The sequence below is a fragment of the Bradyrhizobium sp. CCBAU 45321 genome (assembly GCF_028128975.1).
Lineage (GTDB): Bacteria > Pseudomonadota > Alphaproteobacteria > Rhizobiales > Xanthobacteraceae > Bradyrhizobium > Bradyrhizobium yuanmingense.
Genome location: NZ_LFKZ01000131.1, coordinates 326,120 through 348,569, shown reverse-complemented (window position 1 = coordinate 348,569; position 22,450 = coordinate 326,120). Strand labels below are relative to the sequence as shown.

At 65.8% G+C, this 22,450-nt stretch carries 22 protein-coding genes; 7 read left to right on the top strand and 15 right to left on the bottom strand.

The features are described from left to right. Positions 1 to 23 precede the first annotated feature (23 nt). The 3 genes from ACM43_RS37200 (at position 24) to ACM43_RS37190 (ending at position 3,326) form a co-directional block, all read left to right on the top strand. The gene (locus ACM43_RS37200) at positions 24 to 587 is read left to right on the top strand and encodes a hypothetical protein (RefSeq protein WP_271547077.1); all 564 of its coding nucleotides are present in this window, start codon (positions 24 to 26) and stop codon (positions 585 to 587) included. 103 nt (positions 588 to 690) lie between these two features. Then, the gene (der, locus tag ACM43_RS37195; RefSeq protein WP_271547075.1) at positions 691 to 2,073 is read left to right on the top strand and encodes a ribosome biogenesis GTPase Der; all 1,383 of its coding nucleotides are present in this window, start codon (positions 691 to 693) and stop codon (positions 2,071 to 2,073) included. Further along, entirely contained in the window at positions 2,070 to 3,326 is a 1,257-nt protein-coding gene (locus ACM43_RS37190) for a TCR/Tet family MFS transporter (RefSeq protein ID WP_271547073.1), read from the top strand. Before der ends, ACM43_RS37190 begins: the two co-directional genes overlap by 4 nt. Positions 3,327 to 3,465: 139 nt before the next feature. On the opposite strand, the gene ACM43_RS37185 is transcribed toward ACM43_RS37190, so the two are convergent. From ACM43_RS37185 to radA, 5 genes are all read right to left on the bottom strand, one after another. Next, entirely contained in the window at positions 3,466 to 4,689 is a 1,224-nt protein-coding gene (locus ACM43_RS37185) for an ABC transporter substrate-binding protein (RefSeq protein ID WP_157284558.1), read from the bottom strand. 276 nt (positions 4,690 to 4,965) lie between these two features. Continuing rightward, complete coding sequence (locus tag ACM43_RS37180) at positions 4,966 to 5,706, bottom strand: SDR family NAD(P)-dependent oxidoreductase (RefSeq protein ID WP_271547071.1); 741 nt, start codon at positions 5,704 to 5,706, stop codon at positions 4,966 to 4,968. 139 nt (positions 5,707 to 5,845) lie between these two features. After that, complete coding sequence (gene purF, locus ACM43_RS37175; protein ID WP_271547069.1) at positions 5,846 to 7,369, bottom strand: amidophosphoribosyltransferase; 1,524 nt, start codon at positions 7,367 to 7,369, stop codon at positions 5,846 to 5,848. A gap of 29 nt (positions 7,370 to 7,398) precedes the next feature. After that, entirely contained in the window at positions 7,399 to 8,028 is a 630-nt protein-coding gene (locus tag ACM43_RS37170; protein ID WP_271547067.1) for a CvpA family protein, read from the bottom strand. Positions 8,029 to 8,195: 167 nt separating this feature from the next. Beyond that, positions 8,196 to 9,641: a DNA repair protein RadA gene (gene radA, locus ACM43_RS37165; protein WP_271547065.1), complete on the bottom strand. Its 1,446-nt coding sequence runs from the start codon at positions 9,639 to 9,641 to the stop codon at positions 8,196 to 8,198. A 226-nt stretch (positions 9,642 to 9,867) separates the two neighbouring features. On the opposite strand from radA, the gene ACM43_RS37160 reads away from it, so the two are divergent. Further along, entirely contained in the window at positions 9,868 to 10,980 is a 1,113-nt protein-coding gene (locus ACM43_RS37160; protein WP_271547274.1) for an ABC transporter substrate-binding protein, read from the top strand. A gap of 17 nt (positions 10,981 to 10,997) precedes the next feature. Then, positions 10,998 to 13,049: a putative bifunctional diguanylate cyclase/phosphodiesterase gene (locus ACM43_RS37155; protein ID WP_442869367.1), complete on the top strand. Its 2,052-nt coding sequence runs from the start codon at positions 10,998 to 11,000 to the stop codon at positions 13,047 to 13,049. Between the two features lie 12 nt (positions 13,050 to 13,061). Here ACM43_RS37155 and ACM43_RS37150 read toward each other — a convergent pair whose 3' ends face one another. The 9 genes from ACM43_RS37150 to ACM43_RS37110 form a co-directional block, all read right to left on the bottom strand. Further along, positions 13,062 to 13,787 (bottom strand): sulfite exporter TauE/SafE family protein, encoded by a 726-nt coding sequence (locus tag ACM43_RS37150; RefSeq protein WP_271547062.1) that lies wholly within the window; start codon positions 13,785 to 13,787, stop codon positions 13,062 to 13,064. Positions 13,788 to 13,844: 57 nt separating this feature from the next. Beyond that, positions 13,845 to 14,762 carry a ribokinase gene (locus ACM43_RS37145; protein WP_271547060.1) on the bottom strand — a complete coding sequence of 306 codons (918 nt, stop codon included), beginning with the start codon at positions 14,760 to 14,762 and terminating at the stop codon, positions 13,845 to 13,847. Between the two features lie 12 nt (positions 14,763 to 14,774). Further along, on the bottom strand, positions 14,775 to 15,221 hold the full coding sequence (gene rpiB, locus ACM43_RS37140) for a ribose 5-phosphate isomerase B (RefSeq protein ID WP_157284566.1): 447 nt from the start codon (positions 15,219 to 15,221) through the stop codon (positions 14,775 to 14,777). Between the two features lie 71 nt (positions 15,222 to 15,292). Further along, positions 15,293 to 16,087 (bottom strand): transporter substrate-binding domain-containing protein, encoded by a 795-nt coding sequence (locus ACM43_RS37135; RefSeq protein WP_271547058.1) that lies wholly within the window; start codon positions 16,085 to 16,087, stop codon positions 15,293 to 15,295. Positions 16,088 to 16,107: 20 nt separating this feature from the next. Next, complete coding sequence (locus ACM43_RS37130; protein WP_036000768.1) at positions 16,108 to 16,866, bottom strand: amino acid ABC transporter ATP-binding protein; 759 nt, start codon at positions 16,864 to 16,866, stop codon at positions 16,108 to 16,110. A gap of 1 nt (position 16,867) precedes the next feature. Then, positions 16,868 to 17,536: an amino acid ABC transporter permease gene (locus tag ACM43_RS37125; RefSeq protein ID WP_271547055.1), complete on the bottom strand. Its 669-nt coding sequence runs from the start codon at positions 17,534 to 17,536 to the stop codon at positions 16,868 to 16,870. A gap of 7 nt (positions 17,537 to 17,543) precedes the next feature. After that, positions 17,544 to 18,227 carry an amino acid ABC transporter permease gene (locus tag ACM43_RS37120; protein WP_157284570.1) on the bottom strand — a complete coding sequence of 228 codons (684 nt, stop codon included), beginning with the start codon at positions 18,225 to 18,227 and terminating at the stop codon, positions 17,544 to 17,546. A gap of 10 nt (positions 18,228 to 18,237) precedes the next feature. Beyond that, complete coding sequence (locus ACM43_RS37115; RefSeq protein WP_271547273.1) at positions 18,238 to 19,191, bottom strand: NAD(P)-dependent oxidoreductase; 954 nt, start codon at positions 19,189 to 19,191, stop codon at positions 18,238 to 18,240. Then, positions 19,191 to 19,931 carry a FadR/GntR family transcriptional regulator gene (locus ACM43_RS37110; RefSeq protein ID WP_271547054.1) on the bottom strand — a complete coding sequence of 247 codons (741 nt, stop codon included), beginning with the start codon at positions 19,929 to 19,931 and terminating at the stop codon, positions 19,191 to 19,193. Before ACM43_RS37110 ends, ACM43_RS37115 begins: the two co-directional genes overlap by 1 nt. A gap of 502 nt (positions 19,932 to 20,433) precedes the next feature. On the opposite strand from ACM43_RS37110, the gene ACM43_RS37105 reads away from it, so the two are divergent. Then, positions 20,434 to 21,210, top strand: a complete 777-nt coding sequence (locus ACM43_RS37105) for a potassium channel family protein (protein WP_271547053.1) — start codon at positions 20,434 to 20,436, stop codon at positions 21,208 to 21,210. 177 nt (positions 21,211 to 21,387) lie between these two features. Here the strand turns inward: ACM43_RS37105 and ACM43_RS37100 are convergent, their stop codons facing one another. Continuing rightward, positions 21,388 to 22,158, bottom strand: a complete 771-nt coding sequence (locus ACM43_RS37100) for an exodeoxyribonuclease III (RefSeq protein ID WP_271547052.1) — start codon at positions 22,156 to 22,158, stop codon at positions 21,388 to 21,390. A 39-nt stretch (positions 22,159 to 22,197) separates the two neighbouring features. On the opposite strand from ACM43_RS37100, the gene ACM43_RS37095 reads away from it, so the two are divergent. Then, entirely contained in the window at positions 22,198 to 22,413 is a 216-nt protein-coding gene (locus ACM43_RS37095) for a hypothetical protein (protein ID WP_036022695.1), read from the top strand. The last annotated feature ends 37 nt before the right edge of the window (positions 22,414 to 22,450 follow it).

Here is a 22,450-nt window from a genome sequence, read left to right as displayed (position 1 = left end):
CTCTGACGTAACGAGACACCAAGATGCGCCGCACGCCACGCTTGATCGCAGCCGCCGTCCTGATCGCCTTCACCGGCGTCCTGGGCGGCTGCTCCAGCTTCGATCCGAGCGATCTGCTCGACTTCCTCGACACCAAGAAGAAGCTGCCGGGCGACCGCAAGCCGGTCTTCCCCGAGGGCGTGCCGGGGCTCGAGCAGGGCGTGCCGAGGGACCTGTACAAAGGCGCACAGCAGCAGCAGCCCGATCCCAACGCACCTGCCGTCGCGGCATTGCCTGCCGAGCCCGAGCCGGCCAAGCCGGCGAAGGGGGCCAAGGCAAAGCAGACCAGGCAGCCCGCCACGGCCGCCGCGCCGGCCGAAGCACCCGCCGGTGAGGTCGATGGCGAGGCGCAGCCGGAGGCAGCGCCCGCGACGTCCGCTCCGCCGCCCAAGCACAAGATCGTCCGCAGGCGCACCACCGCGCCGCCGCCGGATCAGCCGGCCCAGCAGGCGCAGCCAACCCAGCAGGCGCAGCCGACCAAGCCCCCCCAGCAGCAATCGCAGAGCGCCTTCCCGGCACCGCTGCCGAGCGGCAGCTTCTCCCGCTAGAGCATGATCCGGAAGCGTGTGAAGCGGTTTCCGAAAAGATCATGCTCAAACAATATTTCCCGTTGCATTGACAGGCGCAGCCCCGGCAGCGCACGAATGACCGATGTCCTTCACGATCGCCATCATCGGCCGGCCCAATGTCGGCAAGTCGACGCTGTTCAACCGCCTGGTTGGGCAGAAGCTCGCGCTGGTCGATGATCTGCCGGGCGTCACCCGCGACCGCCGCGAAGGCGAGGCCAGGCTCGGCGATCTCCACTTCACCATCATCGATACCGCCGGCCTCGACGAGGGCGCCAAGGGCTCGCTGACCGCGCGCATGCAGGAGCAGACCGAGACCGCGATCGCGCAGGCCGATGCGCTGTTCTTCGTCATCGACGCCCGCATCGGCCTCACGCCGACCGACCGCGCCTTCGCCGATTTCGCCCGCAAGGCCGACAAGCCGGTACTGCTCATCGCCAACAAGAGCGAGGGCAAGCACGGCGATGCCGGCGCGATGGAGGCGTTTGCGCTCGGCCTCGGCGATCCCATCCAGATCTCGGCCGAGCATGGCGAGGGCATGGGCGAGCTTTACGACTCGCTCGCGAGGCTAATGCCCGAACCCGTCGAGGAAGACGACGATGAGGACGACGCGCCGATCTCGGAGGAAGAGGCCGCGACGCGCCCGATCCGGGTCGCGATCGTCGGCCGGCCCAATGCCGGCAAGTCGACGCTGATCAACCATCTGCTCGGCGAGGAGCGCCTGCTGACGAGCCCGGAGGCCGGCACCACGCGCGATGCCATCGCGGTCGAGATCAACTGGAAGGGCCGCGATTTCCGTGTGTTCGACACCGCGGGCCTCCGCCGGCGCTCGCGCATCGAGGAGAAGCTGGAAAAGCTCTCGGTTGCGGACGCACTGCGCGCGGTGCGCTTTGCCGAAGTGGTCGTGCTGATGATGGATTCGCAGAACCGCTTCGAGGAGCAGGACCTGCGCATTGCCGACCTGATCGAGCGCGAGGGACGGGCGGTCGTGCTCGCCGTCAACAAATGGGATCTGATGGAGACCAAGGGCGGCGGCGCGATCTCGGGCCTGCGCCGCGATGCCGATCATTGGCTGCCGCAGCTCAAGGGTGTGCCCATCGTCGCTGTCTCGGGCCTGATGGGCGAGGGCATCGATCGCCTGATGCAGGCGATCCAGGACGCCTATGCGATCTGGAACAGGCGCGTGCCGACGGCAGCGCTCAATCGCTGGTTCGAGCAGGCGATTCAGGCCAACCCGCCGCCGGCGGTCTCCGGCCGCAGGCTGAAGCTGAACTACATCACCCAGACCAAGGCGCGCCCGCCGAGCTTCGTGCTGTTCTGCTCGCGCGCGGACGCCGTGCCGCAATCCTACTTGCGCTATCTCACCAATTCCATGCGCGAGACCTTCGAGCTGCCGGGCACGCCCGTGCGCATCACGCTGCGCGAGAAGGCCAATCCGTTCGCGCACAAGCGCAAGCGGCCGTCGTGAGCGACGGCGCCGGCGGGGCGGTGGTGCAGCACGCAGCGCCGGCCCCGCGCGGCGCGGTCGCCTTCATCTTCGTCACCATCCTGCTCGACATGGTCGCGCTCGGCGTGATCATGCCGGTCCTGCCGAAGCTGATCGAGAGCTTCGTCGACAACGACACCGCTCATGCCGCGCGCATCTTCGGCCTGTTCGGCACCGCCTGGGCCTTGATGCAGTTCGTGTTCTCGCCGGTGCTTGGCGCGCTGTCCGACCGTTTCGGACGGCGGCCAGTGGTGCTGCTGTCGAATTTCGGGCTCGCGGCCGATTACGTCTTGATGGCGCTGGCGCCGTCGCTTGCGTGGCTGTTCATCGGCCGCGTGATCTCCGGCATCACCTCGGCGAGCATCTCGACCGCCTTCGCCTATATCGCCGACATCACGCCGCCGGAACGGCGTGCGGCGGTCTTCGGCCGGATCGGTGCGGCCTTCGGCGCCGGCTTCATCTTGGGGCCGGCGCTCGGCGGCCTGCTCGGCGATATCGATCCGCGCCTGCCGTTCTGGGCCGCGGCGGCCCTGAGCTTCGCCAACGCGCTCTATGGCCTGTTCGTGCTGCCGGAGTCGCTTGCGCCCGACAAGCGCGCGGCGCTGCGCTGGCGCAGCGCCAATCCGCTCGGCGCGCTGCATCTGCTGCGCTCCAACGCGGTGCTGGCCGCGTTGTCGATCGTCAATTTCATCGCGCAGGTCGCGCACGTCGTGCTCCCCTCGACCTTTGTGCTCTACGCGACCTATCGCTACGGCTGGGATGCCAAGACGGTGGGCCTGACGCTCGCCATGGTCGGCATCTGCGCCATGGTGGTGCAGGGCTTTGCGATCGGCCCCATCGTGCGCGCGCTTGGCGAGCGCAACGCGCTCCTGCTCGGCCTCTGCTGTGGCGCGGTCGGCTTCGTGGTCCTCGGCGCCGCGCCGACCGGACCGCTATCCTGGCTCGGGATTCCCATTCTGGCTCTGTGGGGCATCTCCGGTGCCGCCTCGCAGGCGCTGATGACGCGGCTCGTCGCGCCGGATCAGCAGGGCCAGCTGCAGGGCGCGACCGCGAGCGTGCAGAGCGTGTCGCAGCTCGTCGGCCCGTTCCTGTTCACGCTGACATTTTCCTATTTCATCGGCGCCAGCGCGCCGCTGCATCTGCCCGGCGCACCGTTCCTGCTCGCCGCGGTGCTGATGGTGGTGTGCGTGGCGATCGCGGTGCGGTCGCTGGGTGCGACCAGGACAGTCTCGTAGGGTGGGTTAGCCTCGCGGTTCGCGCGAAGCGCAAACCGCGAGGCGTAACCCACCTCTTTCATTTCCGCGGAGGCGGAAGAGGTGGGTTACGCCAGCGGACTGCGCTTTGCGCAGCCGCATGCTAACCCACCCTACGATCCTACTTCTTCACCAGCGGGCAGTCGCTGTCCTTGAGCGGCTTGGCCGCATCTTCCGGCGCGATGGTGGCGACCAGCTTGTAATAATCCCACGGTCCCTTCGACTCCTCGGGCTTCTTCACCTCGAACAGATAGGCGGGGATGAGGCGGCGTCCGTCCTGGCGCAGCGGGCCCTTGCCGAACAGCGGATCGTCGGTCGGCAGCTCCTTCATCTTGGCGACGACCTTGGCGCCGTCACGCGGATTGCTGCCGAGCGCTTCCATCGCCTTCAGGTAATGCAGGATCTCGGCATAGAGGCCCGCAACCGTCATCGAGGGCATCGAGCCCTTGGGCGAGACCTTCTGGAAACGCTTCGACCATTCGCGGGTCTGGTCGTTGAGGTCCCAGTAGAACGACTCGGTGAAGGTCAGGCCCTGCGCGGTCTTCAGGCCGAGCGAGTGCACGTCGTTGATGAACAGCAGCAGCGCGGCGAGCTTCTGGCCGCCCTGGACGATGCCGAACTCGGCGGCCTGCTTGATCGCGTTGGTGGTGTCGCCGCCCGCATTGGCAAGGCCGATGATCTTGGCCTTGGAGGACTGCGCCTGCAGCAGGAACGAGGAGAAGTCCGCCGTGTTGAGCGGGTGCTTGACGCCGCCGAGCACCTTGCCGCCGGTCGCGGTGACGACCGCGCCGGTGTCACGCTCCAGCGCATGGCCGAAGGCATAATCCGCGGTGAGGAAGAACCAGCTGTCGCCGCCCGCCTTGGTCAGCGCCTTGCCGGTGCCGTTGGCGAGCATGTAGGTGTCGTAGGTGAAGGACACGGTGTTGGGCGTGCAGGCCTTGCCGGTGAGGTCGGCGGTCGCGGCGCCCGAATTGAGCAGCACCGCGTTCTTTTCCTTGACGAGGTTGCTGACCGCGAGCGCGACGCCGGAGCTCGGCGTGTCGGCGATGGCGTCGACCTTGTCGGAATCGATCCATTGCCGGGCGATGTTGACGCCGATATCGGGCTTGTTCTGGTGATCGCCGGAGAGCACCTCGATGGTCCAGCCCTTGGCCTTCAGGCCGGAATCCTCGACCGCCATCTTCACGGCCGCCACCGAGTTCGGGCCGCCGATGTCGGCATAGAGGCTCGACATGTCGTTGAGCACGCCGATCTTGATGGTCTTGTCTTGCGCGAATGCGGATGTGGCAAAGCCGAAAGCGGCACAGGCCAGAAGAGCCGCGGCGCGGCGTGCGGGCATCGTCATAAAGGCTTCCTCCATTGTCAAATATGCGGACGGCTCTCTTCGGGAGCCTTGTTCCAATTGACGCTCTACCGTGTCCCATGGCCGACGGCAATGCACCTAAAGCCGGATGACGCTGCGTCGTAGCGTCATCCATCGGTTAACTTTTGGGCAAAATGCGTTGAGACGCTATTTTCAGTGTGTTCGATGTCGGCTTGAATTTCTAAATGCGCTTTCCGGTATCGAGCTCGGCGGTACGGTCATTACCGCCGGCATGACGTCCAAGGCGTCGGAGGGCAATCAGGCCGGCGCGCGGAAGCTCATCAGGGCGCGGGTCTTGTAATCGTAGAATTTGCCGGTCTCGGTCCAGTCGGGCGTGCACAGCGGCACGATGAATTCTGCGACCTGCTCGGGCGTGTCGAGCGTCGCCGGATCCTCGCCGGGCATCAGGGTGGCGCGCATGCGGGTGCGCACCGGGCCCGGATTGAACAGATTGACGCGCAGCTTGGTGTTCGCGGTTTCCTGCGCCCAGGCACGCGCCAGCGTCTCCAGTGCGGCCTTGGACGCGGCGTAGGGGCTGACGTAAGCGGTGGCCTTGTTGGCGGCACCCGAGGTGATGAACACGGCGCGGCCGGCATCGGATTGCCTGAGCAGCGGTTCCATGCAGCGGATCAGCTGGAAGTTCGCGGAGACGTTCACCGCCATCACCTCGTTGAAGGTCTTCAGCTCAATATGGCCGATCGGCGAGGAGGGGCCGAGCACGCCGGCATTGCCGACCAGGATGTCGAGCTTGCCGTAGCGCTCGTACAGGCCGGCGCCGAGACGCGCGATGCCGTCGGAATCGGTGAGGTTGAGCGGCACCAGGGTGGCGCTGCCGCCGTCTTTGCGGATCTCGTCGTCGAGCTCTTCCAGCCCTCCTTGCGTACGCGCCGTCGCCACGATATGCGCGCCGGCCTTGGCCAGCGCGATTGCGGTGGCATAGCCGATGCCGCGCGAGGCGCCGGTGACGAGAGCGATACGGTTGGCGAGAGGTTTGGTCATCGTCGAATACTTCCGTCATGCCCGGGCTCGTCCCAAGCATCCACGTTCTTTGCGGCGGGTATTACAGACGAAGATGGCCGGGACAAGCCCGGCCATGACGAAAAGAAGTCTCGGATGAGCCCCCGGGGACGATCCTTGGTCAGCTCGCCTCGGCCAGCAGCGACAATTGCCGCGGCTGCGGCTCGGTCTGGGTCTGGTCGGTGAGGTGGGTCGGATAGACGCCGGTGAAGCAGTGATCCGCAAACTTCGGATTGGCGGGGTCTCGGCCTGGCTCGCCCATGGCGCGGTACATGCCGTCGATCGACAGGAAGGCGAGCGAGTCGGCGCCGATGAGCTCGCGCATCTCCTCCAGCGAATGCGTCGCCGCCAGCAGGCCGCCACGGTCGGGCAGGTCGATGCCGTAATAATCGGGATAGAGGATCGGGGGCGAAGCGAGGCGGAAGTGCACTTCCTTGGCACCGGCATCGCGCATCATGCGCACGATCTTCTTGGAGGTGGTGCCTCGCACCAGGGAGTCGTCGATCAGGATGATGCGCTTGCCTTCGATCGCGGCGCGGTTGGCCGAGTGCTTCATGCGCACGCCGGATTCGCGGATCGCCTGCGTCGGCTGGATGAAGGTGCGGCCGACATAATGGTTACGGATGATGCCGAGCTCGAACGGCACTCCGGAATACTGGCTGTAGCCGACCGCGGCGGGCACGCCGGAATCCGGCACCGGCACCACGACGTCGACCGGCACGTGGCTCTCGCGCGCTAGCTGCGCGCCGAAATTCTTGCGCACCTCGTAGACCGAGCGGCCGTGCACGATGGAATCCGGCCGCGAGAAGTAGATGTATTCGAAGATGCAGGGGCGCGGCGCCATCGGCGGGAACGGCTTGTGGATGTCCTGGCCGTTCTCGTCGAACACGATGACTTCGCCGGGCTCGATGTCGCGCACGAAGCGGGCGCCGATGATGTCAAGCGCGCAGGTCTCGGAAGTCAGGATCGGACAGCCGTCGAGCTCGCCGAGCACCAGCGGGCGGATGCCGCGCGGATCGCGCGCGCCGACCAGCTTCTTGTTGGTCAGCGAAACCAGCGCATAGGCGCCCTCGATCTCGCGCAGCGCGTCGATGTAGCGCTCGATGAAGCGGACGCGCTTGGAGCGGGCCACCAGGTGCAGGATCACCTCGGTGTCGGAGGTCGATTGCATCATGGCGCCGTTCTTGACGAGCTCGCGGCGCAACGTCAGGCCGTTGGAGAGGTTGCCGTTGTGAGCGACCGCGAGACCGCCGGCATTGAGCTCGGCGAACAGCGGCTGCACGTTGCGCAGGATGGTGGCGCCGGTCGTGGCGTAGCGGACATGGCCAACCGCCATACTGCCGGGCAGGCGGTCGATCACCTCGCGGCGGGAGAAGGTGTCGCCGACGAGGCCGAGGCGGCGTTCGGAGTGGAAGCGGCTGCCGTCATAGGAGACGATGCCGGCGGCCTCCTGGCCGCGGTGCTGGAGCGCGTGAAGGCCGAGCGCGGTGATGGCGGCTGCATCAGGGTGGCCGTAGATGCCGAAGACGCCGCATTCCTCGCGAAGCGTATCGCCTTCCAGATCGTCCTGAAGCTCAAGCGCCGCCGGGCCTGGACCGGCGTTTGGATCGAGATCAAGCAGGGCGTCCTGGTCAGGGTGTCGCATCTCGTTCTCGCCTCTCTTTTGGGGCTCTATCAACGCGCCGCAGGTTTCTCGATCAGCTTTTTCATGCCGTCACGAGCCGACTTACTGTACCCGTCGCCACTGCCCGAAGGCTGCTGCTCGGATTCAGCTTGATCATCATCTGGTTTGTTTTTCTTGAATCTCTTCAAGATGGTGTTCTCGGGGTCGTCAGGCAAGAGGGCCATCAGCCAATCGCCGGTTCCCTGCAGCACGACGCGGGACTTGGCCCCGGTGACCCAGTCGGGGCGCTGCTTGTCCGGCACCAGCCAGGTGAAGAACAGGAACGCGACCACGACGATCAAAAGCCCGCGAGCCAGCCCAAACAGGAAGCCGAGGGTCCGATCCAGCGCGCCGATCCGCGAATCCAGGATCATGTCGGAAATCCGGACCGTGATGACGGAGACCACGACCAGGGTGCCGATGAACACGCCGGCCACCACGACGACGCTCGCGACCGTGTCGTTGTTGAAATAGGTCTTGGCGGTCGGCAGCAGCTTCGAGAACGAATACAGCGTCACGATCGCCGCGGCGCCCCAGGCCGCGATCGACAGGATTTCGCGCATGAAGCCGCGAACCATCGCGAGCAGGCCCGAGATCAGCATCACACCGAGCAGGATCAGGTCGAGGATGGTTACTGGCATCGGCTGGTCTGGTCCGCTCGTACTTCAAAGGTGCTCTAGCGAATCGGTGCTTGGCCGCTGCCCTAAAAGAAGGGCAGACGGCGTTCCCGGCAAGGCCGCAACCACGCAATCCCATGCTGCTTTTGTGACGGCTGTATAGCGGCGGAGGCCTCCGGCGTCACCTCCACCTAACCCTCTCCACGGCGGAATCTGGCCGGTGTGGCATTTTTCTCTGGCTGTGCACTGGATTCGCCCCGACGGGAGCCCCGCGCTGCGATCTCGGCCACCAATGTCGTCAGGCTGTTCACCGCGTTCAGGGAGAGCCCGGCGTCGCCGCCGGCATCGCCGCGCGCCGATTCGGGCAGCACGGCGCGCTGGAAGCCGAGTTTTGCCGCCTCCTTGAGCCGGGCCGGGGTCTGCGCCACCGGCCGCACCACGCCCGACAACGAGATTTCGCCGAAATAGACGGCATCGGTGGGTAACTGCGCATTAACCAGCGATGACACCAAGGCTGCGGCGGCGGCGAGGTCCGCCGCCGGCTCGTGGATGCGCAGGCCGCCGGCAACGTTCAGATAGACGTCGTGGCCGGACAGCTTGACCCCGCAATGGGCCTCCAGCACCGCCAGCACCATTGAGAGCCGGCTCGGATCCCAGCCGACCACGGCCCGGCGCGGGGTGCCGAGCGAGGTCGGGGCTACCAGTGCCTGCAATTCGACCAGCACGGGCCTCGTGCCCTCGATGCCGGCAAAGACCGCAGTGCCGGGCGTGCCGAGATCGCGCTCCGACAGGAACAGCTCGGAGGGGTTGGTGACCTCGCGCAGGCCGAGGCCCGTCATCTCGAACACGCCGATCTCGTCGGTCGGCCCGAAGCGGTTCTTCACGGCGCGCAGGATGCGGAATTGCTGCGAGCCTTCGCCCTCGAACGACATCACCGCGTCGACCATATGCTCGACCACGCGGGGGCCGGCGATCTGGCCGTCCTTGGTGACGTGGCCGACCAGGATGATGGCGGCCCCGGTCTTCTTGGCGAAGCGGATCAGCGCCTGCGCCGAGGCGCGCACCTGCGTTACCGTGCCGGGCGCCGATTCCACCGTGTCGGTCCACATGGTCTGGATCGAGTCGATCACGATCAGCCGAGGCACCGCGCCCTCCGACAGCGTCGAGACGATGTCCTCGACCGAGGTTTCGGCCGCGAGCTGGACCGGCGCGTCCGACAGCCCGAGCCGCTCGGCGCGCAGGCGCACCTGGGCGACCGCCTCTTCGCCGGAGATGTAGACGACGCGGTGGCCGGCGCGCGCGAGCAGGCTGGTCGCCTGCGTCAGCAGCGTCGACTTGCCGATGCCGGGATCGCCGCCGACCAGCAGCACCGAGCCGCGCACGAAGCCGCCGCCGGTAACGCGGTCGAGCTCGGTCATCCCCGAGGACAGGCGCGGCGCGTCCGGGCTCTTGCCGGCGAGACTCTCCAGCGCGAAGGTTCTTCCCTTGCGCTTGGAGCGGATCGACACCGGCACGCTGCCGCTGGTGTCTTCTTCCGCCAGCGTATTCCACTCGCCGCAGGACTCGCACTTGCCCTGCCAGCGGTTATAGGCCGCGCCGCAGTTCTGGCAGACGAAGGAAAGTGTGGATTTGGCCATGGGGGAGCGCGAGTCGCGGGTTTCAGATGTGCTGATAGCACGGATTGGCCGGCGATCGCCGGCGCTTCGAATATCTCAATTCGGCACGGGAGATATACCTTTCGTTAGCCCTGCGCCGCTGTGCCCGGTGCGATTTTGCCAATTCTTAGCGGACGTGGGTCCAATCTCGGAACCAATGGGGGCGGCAAAATTGACGAGATTCCTGCGAATATTGCTCGCGGCGGGCATGGCCTGCGGCGTTTTTGGGTCGGTTGGCGGTAGCATCGCCAAGCCCCTCAACATCGTCTTCGTCAATCCCGGCAAGTCCGGCGAGGTCTATTGGGACATGGTCGCGCAGACCATGCAGGCCGCCGGCCGCAAGCTCGATGCGCATGTCGAGGTGCTGACCAGCGAGCGGAACTACCGCACCATGCAGGAGCTCGGCTTCGGCGTGGTGGCCCGTCCCGACAAGCCCGACTTCCTCATCCTGTCGAACGAGGAATCCGCCGCCGTTCCCATCCTGGAGGCGGCCGAAGCCGCGGGCGTCAATACGCTGCTGCTTTCGAACACGCTGATCGGCGAGGACGCCGTGCGCCTTGGACCGCCGAGGCAAAAGCTCAAGACCTGGCTCGGCGACATCACGACCGATCTTCAGACCGCGGGCGCGCGGATGGCCAATGCGCTGATCACCGCGGCGCGTGCCGAGAAATGGCAGAGCGCGGACGGCAAGATCCACATTCTCGGCATCGGTGGCGACGAGACCACGCCCGCCTCGATCGCCCGCAACGCCGGCCTCACGCTCGCGGTGGATGCTGCGTCCGACGTCGTGGTGGACCGCATGCTGTTCGCCAACTGGACGAAGTCCGAGGCCGAGCGGGTCACGGCAAACTACCTGAGCTGGGCCGCGCGCAAGCAGATCCGGCCCGCCGGGATCTGGGCCGGAAACGATCCGATGGCGCTCGGCGCGCTGCGCGCGACGATCGCCGCCGGCCTTGTGCCCGGCGAGAACATCCAGGTGGTCGGCCTCAACTGGTCGGAGGATGCTCTGCGCGAGATCAAGGCGGGCCGCATGCTCCTGACCGATGGCGGGCATTTCCTGCTCGGCGGCTGGTCCGTCGTTCTCCTGCGCGATTATGCCGATGGCTGCGATTTTGCAGCCGTCTCGCCCCGCGTCGAGGTGAAGACGTCGGCGATCACGCGCGACAATCTCGCTTCGGTCGGCGATCTCATCAAGACCCGTGCGTTCGACCGGATCGACTTCGCGCGGTTCCGGGCGAAGGCCGGGCGCTGCGGCCAGTATGACTTTTCCCTCGATGCGCTCATCTCGTCGCTGCCGGTCGCCGAAGGCGTTGCCGACTGATGCGCAAGGATGAGGCGATGACCGAGCCGGATCGCAACGAGCAGGCAGCGCCGCCGCGCTTGCGCTCGGTCGTCCACGCGATGATCTGGGCCACCGTGCCCGTTCTGCTGCTGGTGCAATTGCTCGCGTCCGCCGGCGTCGAGGCATCGAGCTTCTGGTCGCAGCTCAGGCAACTCGACGCCCGCATGGCCCGCGTCGCCGAGAGCCGGGCCGAGCTGATCGCCGAGCCGCTCTGGAAGATGCGCTACGACCAGGTCACGGGCGTGCTCAACGAGATCATGCACGACGAGAACATTGCGGCGGCGGCCGTCTATGACGATACCGGCGCTGCGATCGCCCGCGTGGTCGCGCGCCCCCAGGGCCAGTCGGTCGCCGAGGTCTCGCACCCGATCCACTACAGCAACGGTAACATGGCCGTTCAGGCCGGCCGCATCGCCATCGCCTATTCGCGTGCGACGCTGTACGCGGATGCGGGCAGCCGCCTGCTGCTGCTGCTCGTCGTCGGGCTCCTCGCAACGTTTGCGACCTTGATCGCCATGCGCATCTCCGCCAACATTTTCATCGGCAGGCCACTCGCGGCCATGATGTCGGCGATCCAGCGCAGCAAGCAGGACGGCCGGGCCTATCCGGCCGATGTCACGTCCTCGAACGAATTCGGCCAGCTCGCGCGCGCTTTCAACGCCATGCAGCACACGACGTCGGGCGCGCTGGACCGGCTCGGGCACATGGCGACGCACGATCCGCTCACCGGGCTGCCGAACCGGCGCTCCCTGACCGAGCGTCTCGCCGTGACGAGCCAGAATGGAGGCGCGCCGGATACGCTGGTCGCGTTCTGCTTCATCGATCTCGACGACTTCAAGGGCATCAACGACACCTTCGGTCACGAGGCCGGCGATGCGTTCCTGGTCCAGATTTCGCAGCGCCTTCGTCGCGCGGTCGAAGCCGAGGACTGGGTCGCCCGGCTCGGCGGCGACGAGTTCGTCGTCATCCGCCCCGAGGTGAGCGACGAGCAGGCCGCGCACGCATTCGCTCAACGCGTGCTTGATGCCATTTCCGAGCCGATCCGCCTCCACGACAAGCAGGTGGTGCCGCGCGCCAGCATCGGCCTTGCCGTGCGCCACGCCGACGATCCGGAGCTGTCGCATCTGCCGACGCTCGCCGACATCGCGCTCTATCACGCCAAGAGCAAGGCGCCCGGCACGGTCGCCGTGCTGGACGAAGCGCTCCAGCGCGATTATCGCCGCCGCAGGGATCTCGAGCTCGCCATTCCCACCGGCTTTGCCGAGGGCCAGTTCGAGGTCTGGTACCAGAGCCAGGTCGATCTCGACAGCCATGAGGTCGTCGGGCTGGAAGCGCTGATCCGCTGGCGCCATCCCGAGCACGGCGTGATCGGCCCCGGCGAATTCCTGCCGCTGATCGAGCGCAGCGGCAACAATGCGCGGCTGACCCGCTACGTGCTGACCGATGCCTGCCGGGCCTTGCAGCAATTGGCCGCTGCGGGCAGGCCTCAGCTGCGGATCGCGATCAATCTGCCGCCGTCCGAGCTTGCCGACCACTCGCTCGCCGCCGAGCTGCATGCGACCTGCGCGCGCTTCGGTGTCGCGGCATCGATGCTCGAGCTCGAGATCACGGAGGGATCGCTGATCAACAACATCGCCAGCGCCTCCGAAACGCTGCATCGCCTGCGGCGCCTGGGAGCCACGATCGCGCTCGACGATTTCGGCACCGGCTATTCTTCGCTCGCGCATCTGCGCCGGTTTCCGCTCGACAAGGTGAAGATCGACAAGGCGTTCATCAGCGAGATCCCCGACAGCGCCGAGGACAAGGCCATTGTCGGCGTCATCGCCTCGCTCGGCGCCACGCTGGGACTGACGTTGGTCGCCGAAGGCATCGAGCGCGCCGAGCAGGCGGAGGCCATGCGCGAGATGGGCGTGCGGCTCGGGCAGGGGTTCCTCTATCAGCGGCCGCAGCCCCTCGAGGCCGTGCTGCGGGGGCTCGACGGGCAGCCGGCCGTGGCGAGCCGGGTCGTCTCTGATAGCCCATCGATCACCCCCGAATTCGCCGTCTGAGTTGCGGCTGGGTCACGGCTGCGCCGCGGTCCAGAGCATCGAGAGCCCCGCCGCGATCATGATCGCGTCCATCAGCAGGCGGAAGGTTTCCGGCCTCAGATGCAGCACGAAGCGTTTGGCGATGAAGGCGCCCGACATCAGTGAGGCGCCCGCGATCAGACCCTTGATGAAGACCTCCCCGGTCAGGGCGCCGAAACGCTCGAAAGTCACCGACTTCGCGAAATAGAGCCCGAGCGAGGAGGCCGCTTCGGTGGCGAGGAACGCGCCCTTGGACAGGCCATAGAACAGGAACAACGGCACGCTGAGTGGCCCGGTCGAGACCACGATGCCGGTGAGATAGCCGATCAGCGCGCCGCCGATGGCGAGATGCCAGAGATTGGCCTTGAGCTCGTGCCGCGCCAGAAAGTGCCGCACCGGCACCATCGCGATCAGGAAGAGGCCGATGGTGAGATCGACGGCATGCGAGGGCAGTGCCAGCAGCGTCCGCGCGCCGAGCGCCGCCGCCGGGATGCCCGTCGCCGAATAGGCCGCGCAGGCCCGCCAATCGACCTCGCGCCACCACGCCAGGATCCGCGAAAAATTCGCCATGACGGAAGCGACCGCCATGATCGGCACCGCTTCCTTCGGGCCATAGGCATAGACCAGCACCGGCATCAGCATGATCGAGGAGCCGGTGCCGACGATGCCGGAGATGGTGCCGGCGACGAGGCCGACGGCGAGGACGAAGAGAAAGGCCAAAACAGCCTCCAGGAATCGGGAGAGTTTAGCCGCGGGCAGCGATGCGGGCGATCAGTCCTACGCGAGGGAGCCCATCGCTCTGCGCATGGGCATGCCGGTCTGGGCGCCGGCCTTGAGGCATTTCAAAGCCGCCGCTTCGCAACTCACTTCGAGCGCGCGTTGCAGCGACACGCCTTCGCTGATCATCGCCGCAAAGGCGCCGACGAAAGTGTCGCCGGTGCCGGTCGGGTCCACCGGCGTGATGCGCTGGGCGGGCGCCCGCAGGCGGGTGCCTTCCGCCGTCACGGCGAGCGCGCCTTGTGCGCCGGCGGTGACAATGCAGGTGAGGTTGCCGGACTTCGCGAGTCCGGTGCTTGCGGCTTCGTAGTCGGCGGACGCCAGGCCGATGGCGGTGGCGGCGTCGCGCGCCTCGTGCTCGTTGACGAGGAGATAGTCGGTGACGGCGAGAAGCTCCGTGACCATCTCACGCGTCATCTGCTCCGGAACGGGTGCAAGGTTCCAGATGACGGTGCCGGAGGCGGCGGCGGTTCTTCGGGCAGCTTCCAGCGCGTGCGCAAAGGGCACCTCCATCTGAAGCACTAGCACGGTGTCCAAATTGAACAGCTCGCTCGCAAGATCGCCGGCACGCGCCGTCATGTTGGCGCCGCTCGCCACCGTGATTGCGTTCTCGCCGGCCTGATCGACAGTGATGAAAGCGCAGCCGGTCGGCTCGTCGGCTCTGATGACGCGGTCGGCGTCGACGCCGTTGGCTCTGAGGTTCTCGATCGCGCTGTCGCCAAATCCGTCCCGGCCGACGCGGCCAGCCATGCTCACGCGTCCAGGCCCGGCGATCCGCGCGGCGGCAACGGCCTGATTGGCACCCTTGCCGCCGAAATGCGTCCGGTAGGACGGCGCCAGCACCGTTCGGCCGGGACCTGGAATCACCGGGGCCTGCGCGACCAGATCGATGTTGAGCGATCCGAACACCAGGATCATGGCGGAGAGCCCTCAGCCTTCCTCGTCCATGACGCGCAGCTTCTCGACGCGGCGGCGGAAATCCTCGTCGGTGGAGAATTCGGCGGACAGGTACGACGACACGAGATCGACAGCGAGCCACGCGCCGACGATCTGCGCGCCGATGCACATTACGTTGACGTCGTCATGCTCGACGCTCTGATGCGCGGAGTGGACGTCGTGGCAGACCGCGGCGCGGATGCCCTTCATCTTGTTGGCGGCGATCGAGGCGCCAACGCCGGTGCCGCACACCATGATGCCGCGCGCGGCTTCGCCCGACGTCACCTTCGCCGCCACGGCGCGGGCGATGTCGGGGAAATCCACCGGCTTGTCGTCATAGGAGCCGACATCGATGACGTCGTGGCCGAGCTTGCGGATGTGGTCGATGACGGTCTGCTTGAGCGGCCAGCCGGCGTGGTCGGATCCGATGACGAGACGCATTCTTTGTCCTTCTTGATCTTTGCATGACCGTGACAGCCGGGCGCGGCTGTCACGATGTCTTTCCCCGTGGTTCAGCTGCGCATGTCCGCCGGCAGATCGACGCCGTGGAATTTCTTGTAGATGGCGTTGAGCTTGCCGTTCTTGACGTTCTCGGTGATCCAGGCGTTGAGCTTGTCCATCAGCGGCTGCTCGCCCTTCTTCAGGCCGATCGCGAGGTCGAAGGTCGCCAGCGGAATCCGGGACTCGAACACGCGCGAGGGATTCTTCACGCCGATCTGGTTGATGATTGTCGCGGACGAGCCGACGCAGTCGACCTGGCCCGAGACCGCCGCCGTCACCATGGTGGCATCGTCGTCATAGCGCGCGATCTTGAGGTCCTTGTCCTTCATGTTGGACAAGGTTGTGTCCTGCGTGGTGCCGCGCGAGACGCCGATCGACTTGTCCTTCAGGTCCGGCCAGTCCTTCACGGTCGACGATTTCAGGCAGCCGACGTCGGATTGCAGCGTCGCATAGCGCTTGGTGAAGTCGATCACCTTGGCACGCTCGGCCGTCACCGACAGGGTCGAGATGATGATGTCGGCCTTGCCGGTCAGGACGTTCGGGATGCGGGTCGCACCGGTGGTCTGGATGAATTCCAGCTCGAGGCCCCAATCCTTGGCGAGGAGCTGCGCCACTTCGACATCGGAGCCGGTCGGCTTCATCGTGGAATCCATCATGCCCGAGGGCGGGATGGCGAGGTCGGTCGATATGCGGATCTTCTTTGCCTTCATGATGTCGTCGAGCAGATCGGCCGATGCGGGCGTTGCCGCGATCATGATGAGGCCGCACAACGCGGCGGCCGTTCCCAGCACTATCTTCTTGGTCATCCCTGGTTCTCCTCTCCCTGTTATGATTTTAGGTTTCCCGTTCCCACGAATTGCGTGAGTTCGGGCGTGGTCGGCGACGTCAGGATCGAGGCAGGTCCGGTCTCGTGGACCTTGCCTCGATGCATGAACACGATCCGGTCGGCGATGCCCTTGGCGAAGCCCATTTCGTGGGTGACCATCACCATGGTCATGCCGTCAGCCGCGAGCTGTTCGATCACCTTCAGCACTTCGCCGGTGAGTTCGGGATCGAGCGCGGAGGTGACCTCGTCGAACAGCATCACCTTCGGCTGCATGGCGAGCGAGCGGGCGATTGCGGCGCGCTGCTGCTGGCCGCCCGAGAGCTGCTCGGGATAGGCGTGCAGCTTCTCATCCAGCCCGACCTGCGCCAGAACTTTTCGTGCGAGATCCTTGGCCTGCGACGTCGCCATGCCCTTCACCGCGCAGGGCGCGAGCGTGATGTTCTGCTCGATGGTGAGGTGCGGAAACAGATTGTAGCTCTGGAACACGATGCCGACGTCCTGGCGTAGCGCACGCAAGTTCACGTCGGGACGGTCGACGCGATGCCCGCAGACCACGATCTGGCCGCCGTCGACCTTCTCGAAGCGGTCGATGCAGCGCAGCGCGGTGCTCTTGCCGGAGCCGGAGCGGCCGATCAGGGCGAGCACCTCGCCACGTGCAACGGCAAAGGAGACGCCGTCGAGCACGCGGAGCGCGCCAAAGCTCTTCTGCACGTTGTGGAGCGACACGATCGGTTCGGAGGAGGGGGCGTTTTGCTGCATGTCAGGCTGGCGCGAGGTTGGACCTGCCACGCCCCATCCGCCGTTCCAGCCTCTGGCTGAACAGCGACAGGGGATAGCACATGGCGAAGTAGGTGACGGCGATGATGGCGTAGATGGCGAACGGCTCGAACAGCGAGTTGTTGACGATCTGCCCCGAGCGCATCAGCTCGACGAAGCCAACCACGGAGGCGAGCGAGGTGTTCTTGATAATCTGCACCATGAAGCCGACGGTCGGCGGCGTCGCAATGCGGATCGCCTGCGGCAGGATCACCTTGACCATGCGCTGGGTCCGGCTCAGCGCCAGACCTTCGGCGGCCTCCCATTGCGGCTTCGGCACAGACTCGATGCAGCCGCGCCAGATCTCGCCGAGATAGGCCGCGACGTAGAGCGTCAACGAGGCACCGGCCGCGACCAGCGGCGAGACCTTCAGGCCGATCGCGGCAAGACCGAAATAGCCGAGGAACAGGATGACGAGCAGCGGCGTGCCCTGGATCAACTGGACATAGATCGCACTGGCGAGCCGCACCGATTTCAGCGGCGAGATGCGCGCCAGTGCGATCACGAAGCCGACGATGCCGCCGCCGATCAGCGCGATCAGCGACAGACCAATGGTCCACAGCGCGCCCTGGCCGAGGAACATCAGGTGATTGATGTTGAGATGTCCGCCCATAGTCATCTCACAACGGCGTGCCGAGCCGGCGCCGGCGCGGAAACAGGAGGAGGCCGAGGCCCCAGAAGCCGGCACGCATCACCAGCGACAGGATGACGTAGAGCACGGCGACGATGATGTAAGTCTCGAACGCGCGATAGGTGTCCGACTGGATGTAGTTGGCGACCGCGGTGAGCTCCTCGGCCGAGATCTGCGAGCAGACCGAGGAGGCCAGCATCAGGAGCACGAACTGGCTGGTGAGCGCAGGATAGACCTTCTCGACCGCCGGCAGCAGGATGATGTGCCAGTAGATCTGCAAGCGCGACAGCGCCAGCCCCTCGGCGGCCTCGATCTGCCCGCGCGGGATCGCCTCGAAGCCGGCCCGCATGATCTCGGCGGTATAGGCGCCGACATTGATGGTCAGCGCCGCCACCGCCACCGTGAACGCGGAGTATTTCAGGCCGAGGCTGGCGAGGCCGAAATAGACCAGGAAGATCTGCACCAGCAGCGGGGTGTTGCGGATGGTCTCGACATAGACTTTGCAGGCACCGGCAATCAGCGAATTGTGCGTGCCGCGTCCGACCGCCGCGAGCGTGCCGAGCAGAGCGCCTAGCACGGTCGCGAAGAATGCCAACTCAAGCGTGAGGACGGCGCCGGCCAGAAAGCTCGGCCAACGCTCCAGCACTGCGGGAAAGTCGAGTTGGAGGCTCATCGTTCCAGGGTCAGCCGGTGGTCTGGTTGGTCATGCGGTCATAGACGCGGAACAGCGCCTGGTTGCCGTTGCTGCCTTCGCCATGGGCGCGCGCATCGACATATTGGCTGGTGACGAGCGCGGTGCCGGGCAAGGGCACGTTCAGGGCCTGTGCGTGCTCCTGCACCAGGCGAAGGTCTTTGAGCTGCAGATCGATCCGGAAGCCCGCGGAGACGTCGCCGGCGATCATCGCGGGGCCGAGCTTGTCCAGCATCCAGGAAGCGGCGGAGCCGCCGAGCAGCACCCGGCGCAGCAGGTTGAGATCGAGGCCCGAAGCGCGGCCGAGCGCGAGCGCCTCGCAGATCGCCTGGATGTTGATGCCGCAGATCAGCTGATTGCAGAGCTTGACGGTCTGGCCGGCGCCGGATGCGCCGACATGGGTGATGGTCGTGCCCATAGCGCGGAAGAACGGCTCGGCCTTGGCGAACGTGTCCGCATCGCCGCCGGCCATGATCGAGAGCGCGGCGTTCCTGGCGCCCACCGGCCCGCCGGAGACCGGCGCGTCGATGAAGCCGACGCCTGTCTTCTGCAGGTCCGAATGGATGCGGCGGACGGCAACCGGCGAGATCGTGCTCATGTCGACGATCAGCTTGCCCGGCGGCGGGGAATTCAGCAGGCCCTGCTCGCCGTAGATCGTCGCCTCGACGTGGGGCGTGTCGGGCAGCATGGTGATGACGATATCGGTGCCTTGCGCGGCATCGGCAGGGCTTTTGGCACGCGTCGCGCCTTCCTTGACGCTGTCGGCCAGCGCGGCTTCGTTCAGATCGAAGACGCGGACCGCGTGGCCCGCCGCCTGCAGGTTGCGCACCATCTCCCGGCCCATCGTGCCGATGCCGATGAAGCCGACCTTGCCCTTGTCGTTCCGTCCCATGTCGTCAGTCCGTTTCTTGTTTAATCGGCGTCTTGATTGAGGGCTGTGCGCGATCAGCCCGAGGCACTGGTCTTGTCGATGTCGCCGACGACGGCGCGTCTGCGGTATTCGTCGCCGATGGCGAAATGCTTGCGCAGCGTCGCATCCGCGCGCTCGGGATCGCGCGCAATGAGGGCTTCGAAGATGCGGCGGTGATCGTCGACAAGGTAGGTCTTCATCGACGGGAAGGCCTGCACCAGCTCGCGGCGGCTGCGATGCGAATGTGTCAACAGGCCAGCCATCGACGCGTGCAGCACGCTTAGCGTCTCCGAATGCGAGGCGACGACGATGGCGCGGTGGAAGTCGAAATCGGCCATACCGCCGGCATCGGCTTCGTCGATCGTCTCGCCGATCTTCGCCAGGGCCCGCTGCAGCCGTTCGAAATCGGCGATGTTGGCACGTTCGCAGGCGAGGCGGATCGCCTGGCATTCGATCGCGACGCGCGCCTGCATGACGTCCTCGAGCATGTCGGCCTGCTGGGCGAGGGCGAAGGTGAAGAAGTCGTTCAGCACCGAGACATCTGGCCGCGTCACGACGGTGCCGATGCGGTCGCGGATCTCGACGATCCCGAGGACGGTGAGGGCGCGCAGCGCCTCGCGGACGATTGGCCGGCTGACGCCGAGAAGGGTGGCGAGCTCGCGCTCCGAAATCAGGCGGTCGCCCGGCCGGAGCGAGCCGGTAAGCAGGCGCTCGCGCAGGAAGGCAAACACCTTCTCGAACCCCTTTTCGCCGTCGGCGGCTCGCTTGAACTCCATCCCCGTCTCTTTGGTCTGATCGTGGTCAGACCAGTATGCTTACCAGGGCGCGGAGGTCAAGAGGCTTCCCTCCGAGGGATCAGCGGGGCGAGCTCTATCGCGGCACCGCAATGATGAGGCGTCATGGCGCCGCCGCCGGCTCGGTTGCCATCTTTCATCTGACGGCTCAGCCTTGAACGTTCCGACCGGCTCTCCTCGCGTGCTCCTGATGTTCGACGGACGCAAGGAGCTCCAGTTGGCTCGCCAGAGCGAGATAGGCGTTGGAAACGCTCAGAAGCACATTGGCGAGGCGCTTCGCCGATGTGGCATCATTCGCGCGCGCTCGGTATTGCTCCGCAAGCTTGCGACAATCCTCGGGTTTGAGCATTCAGCCCCCAAAAAGAGCTGAACACCCGCGCTGCACTCCTGGTTCCTAATCGCGAGTCCACGCAGCTGTACAAGCATCGTCGGTTGCGGCTCGCGCTCCGAGTTGCCATCATCCTCGCAAACCGAGATTCTTCCAGTGACCCTCACGTCTCTCCGAAGCAGTGTCCGCCTCCTCTACGAGGGCGCAACGCCGGACGGCGTGCGCTTCCGTTATGCGCTGCTCATCTTCGATATCGTGACGGTGCTGTTCATCATTGCAACCTCTTTCCTGCCGCCCAGTGACATCGTCGAGACGCTCGACGTGCTGTTCGGCGTCATTCTGCTTGCCGACTTCTCCGCCCGACTCCTGGTCGATCGGCATCCGTTTCAAAAATTCACCCAGCTCGCGACGTGGGCTGACATGGTCGCGATCGTATCCTTCCTGGCGCCGCTTGCCGGCGAGGCGGGCGGCTTTCTCCGGATTCTGCGGACGTTGGGCCTGCTTCGCGACTACCAGATGCTGGTGAGGCTGCGCATCGATTCCCCGTTCTTTCGTCGCAACGAAGAGGTCATCTTCGCCGTCACGAACCTCGCCGTTTTCATCTTCGTCATGACCGGGATCGTCTACGAGACCCAGAAGTTTCGCAACGACGAGATCCGAAACTATGCCGATGCCCTGTATTTCACCGTCACGGCGCTGACGACGACCGGCTTTGGCGACATCACCTTGTCAGGCACGTTCGGTCGCCTGATCACCGTCGTGATCATGATTTTTGGCGTTACTCTGTTCTTCAATCTCGCCCGCGCACTCCTCAGTCCCCACAAGGTGCGGTTTCCATGCCCGACGTGCGGGCTCCAGAGGCACGATGCCGACGCCGTGCATTGCAAGGCCTGCGGTACCGTTCTCAATATTCCCGATGAAGGGGCGATCTGAAGAGCCCTCGGCGCGACGTGGACGCCTTCGATGGTGACATCATGCCAGTGTTTTGCCCGACGGATCAACTTTGATTTCGGTTTACCCGTAAGTCATTGAGCGGACAGAGGTCGGCTACTGTGCATGGGGTTGTTTTTCATACTTTTATCGGGCGGCCCGCTGCTGACTGCATTTGGGTCACCGCAACACCACCCACGCCGGCGCGTGATCGCTGGCGCCGTCCTCGCCGCGGATCTTCTTGTCGACGCCGGCTTTGGCGAGGCGCGGGGCGAGGGCAGGGCTGAGCAGGAGATGGTCGAGCCGCAGGCCCGCATCGCGCGGCCAGCGGTTCCGCTTGTAGTCCCAGAACGTGTAGATGCGCTCGTCCGGATGCAGCTCGCGGATCGCGTCGCACCAGCCTCGCTCGACCAGCGCGGCAAAGGCCGCGCGGCTCTTCGGCTGGATCAGCGCATCCTTGTCCCATGAGCGCGTCGGATAGATGTCGATCTCGGTGGGCGCGACGTTGTAGTCGCCGGCGAGCACCACCGGCAGGTCCTGCTTGATGAATGCGTTGGCGTGCCGCCGCAGCCGCGCGAACCAGTCGAGCTTGTAGTCGAATTTCGGTCCCGGCTGCGGATTGCCGTTGGGCAGATAGATGCTGGTGACGATGACGCCGCGCACCGCGGCCTCGATGTAGCGCGCTTCGAGATCGGCAGGCTTTCCCGGCAAGCGGTCGCGCGTCAGCACGGGCTCGGCATTGCGGGCGAGGATGGCGACGCCGTTCCATGTCTTTTGTCCACGCCACACCGCGCCATAGCCGGCCCTTTCGATGGCGGTCGCCGGAAATTCGCCATCACTTGCCTTCAACTCCTGAAGCGCGACGACATCGGGCTTCGCAGCGCGCAGCCATGCCAACAGATTGGGCAGGCGGCGGTTGATGTTGTTGATGTTGAATGTCGCAATCTTCATCTAGAGCTACCGGCTCTGCCTTTCGTCCCTGGAGATACAATGTCCAAGTTGAGCTTTGCCGCTACCGCCTTCGTCGTCGCGTTCTCCGGGGCCACGGCACAGTCAGCCGAAACGCGCGGCGCGTGCAAGGCGGACTACGACAAATTCTGCGCCGGCATCGCGCCGGGTGGCGGCATCGTCGCCTGTCTCAACGCCAAGCGCGACCAGCTCAGCGCCACCTGCAAGACGGCGCTGGACAGCAGAAAGAAGAAATAATCCTTGTGTCCCGGACGCGCGGAGCGCGAGCCGGGAT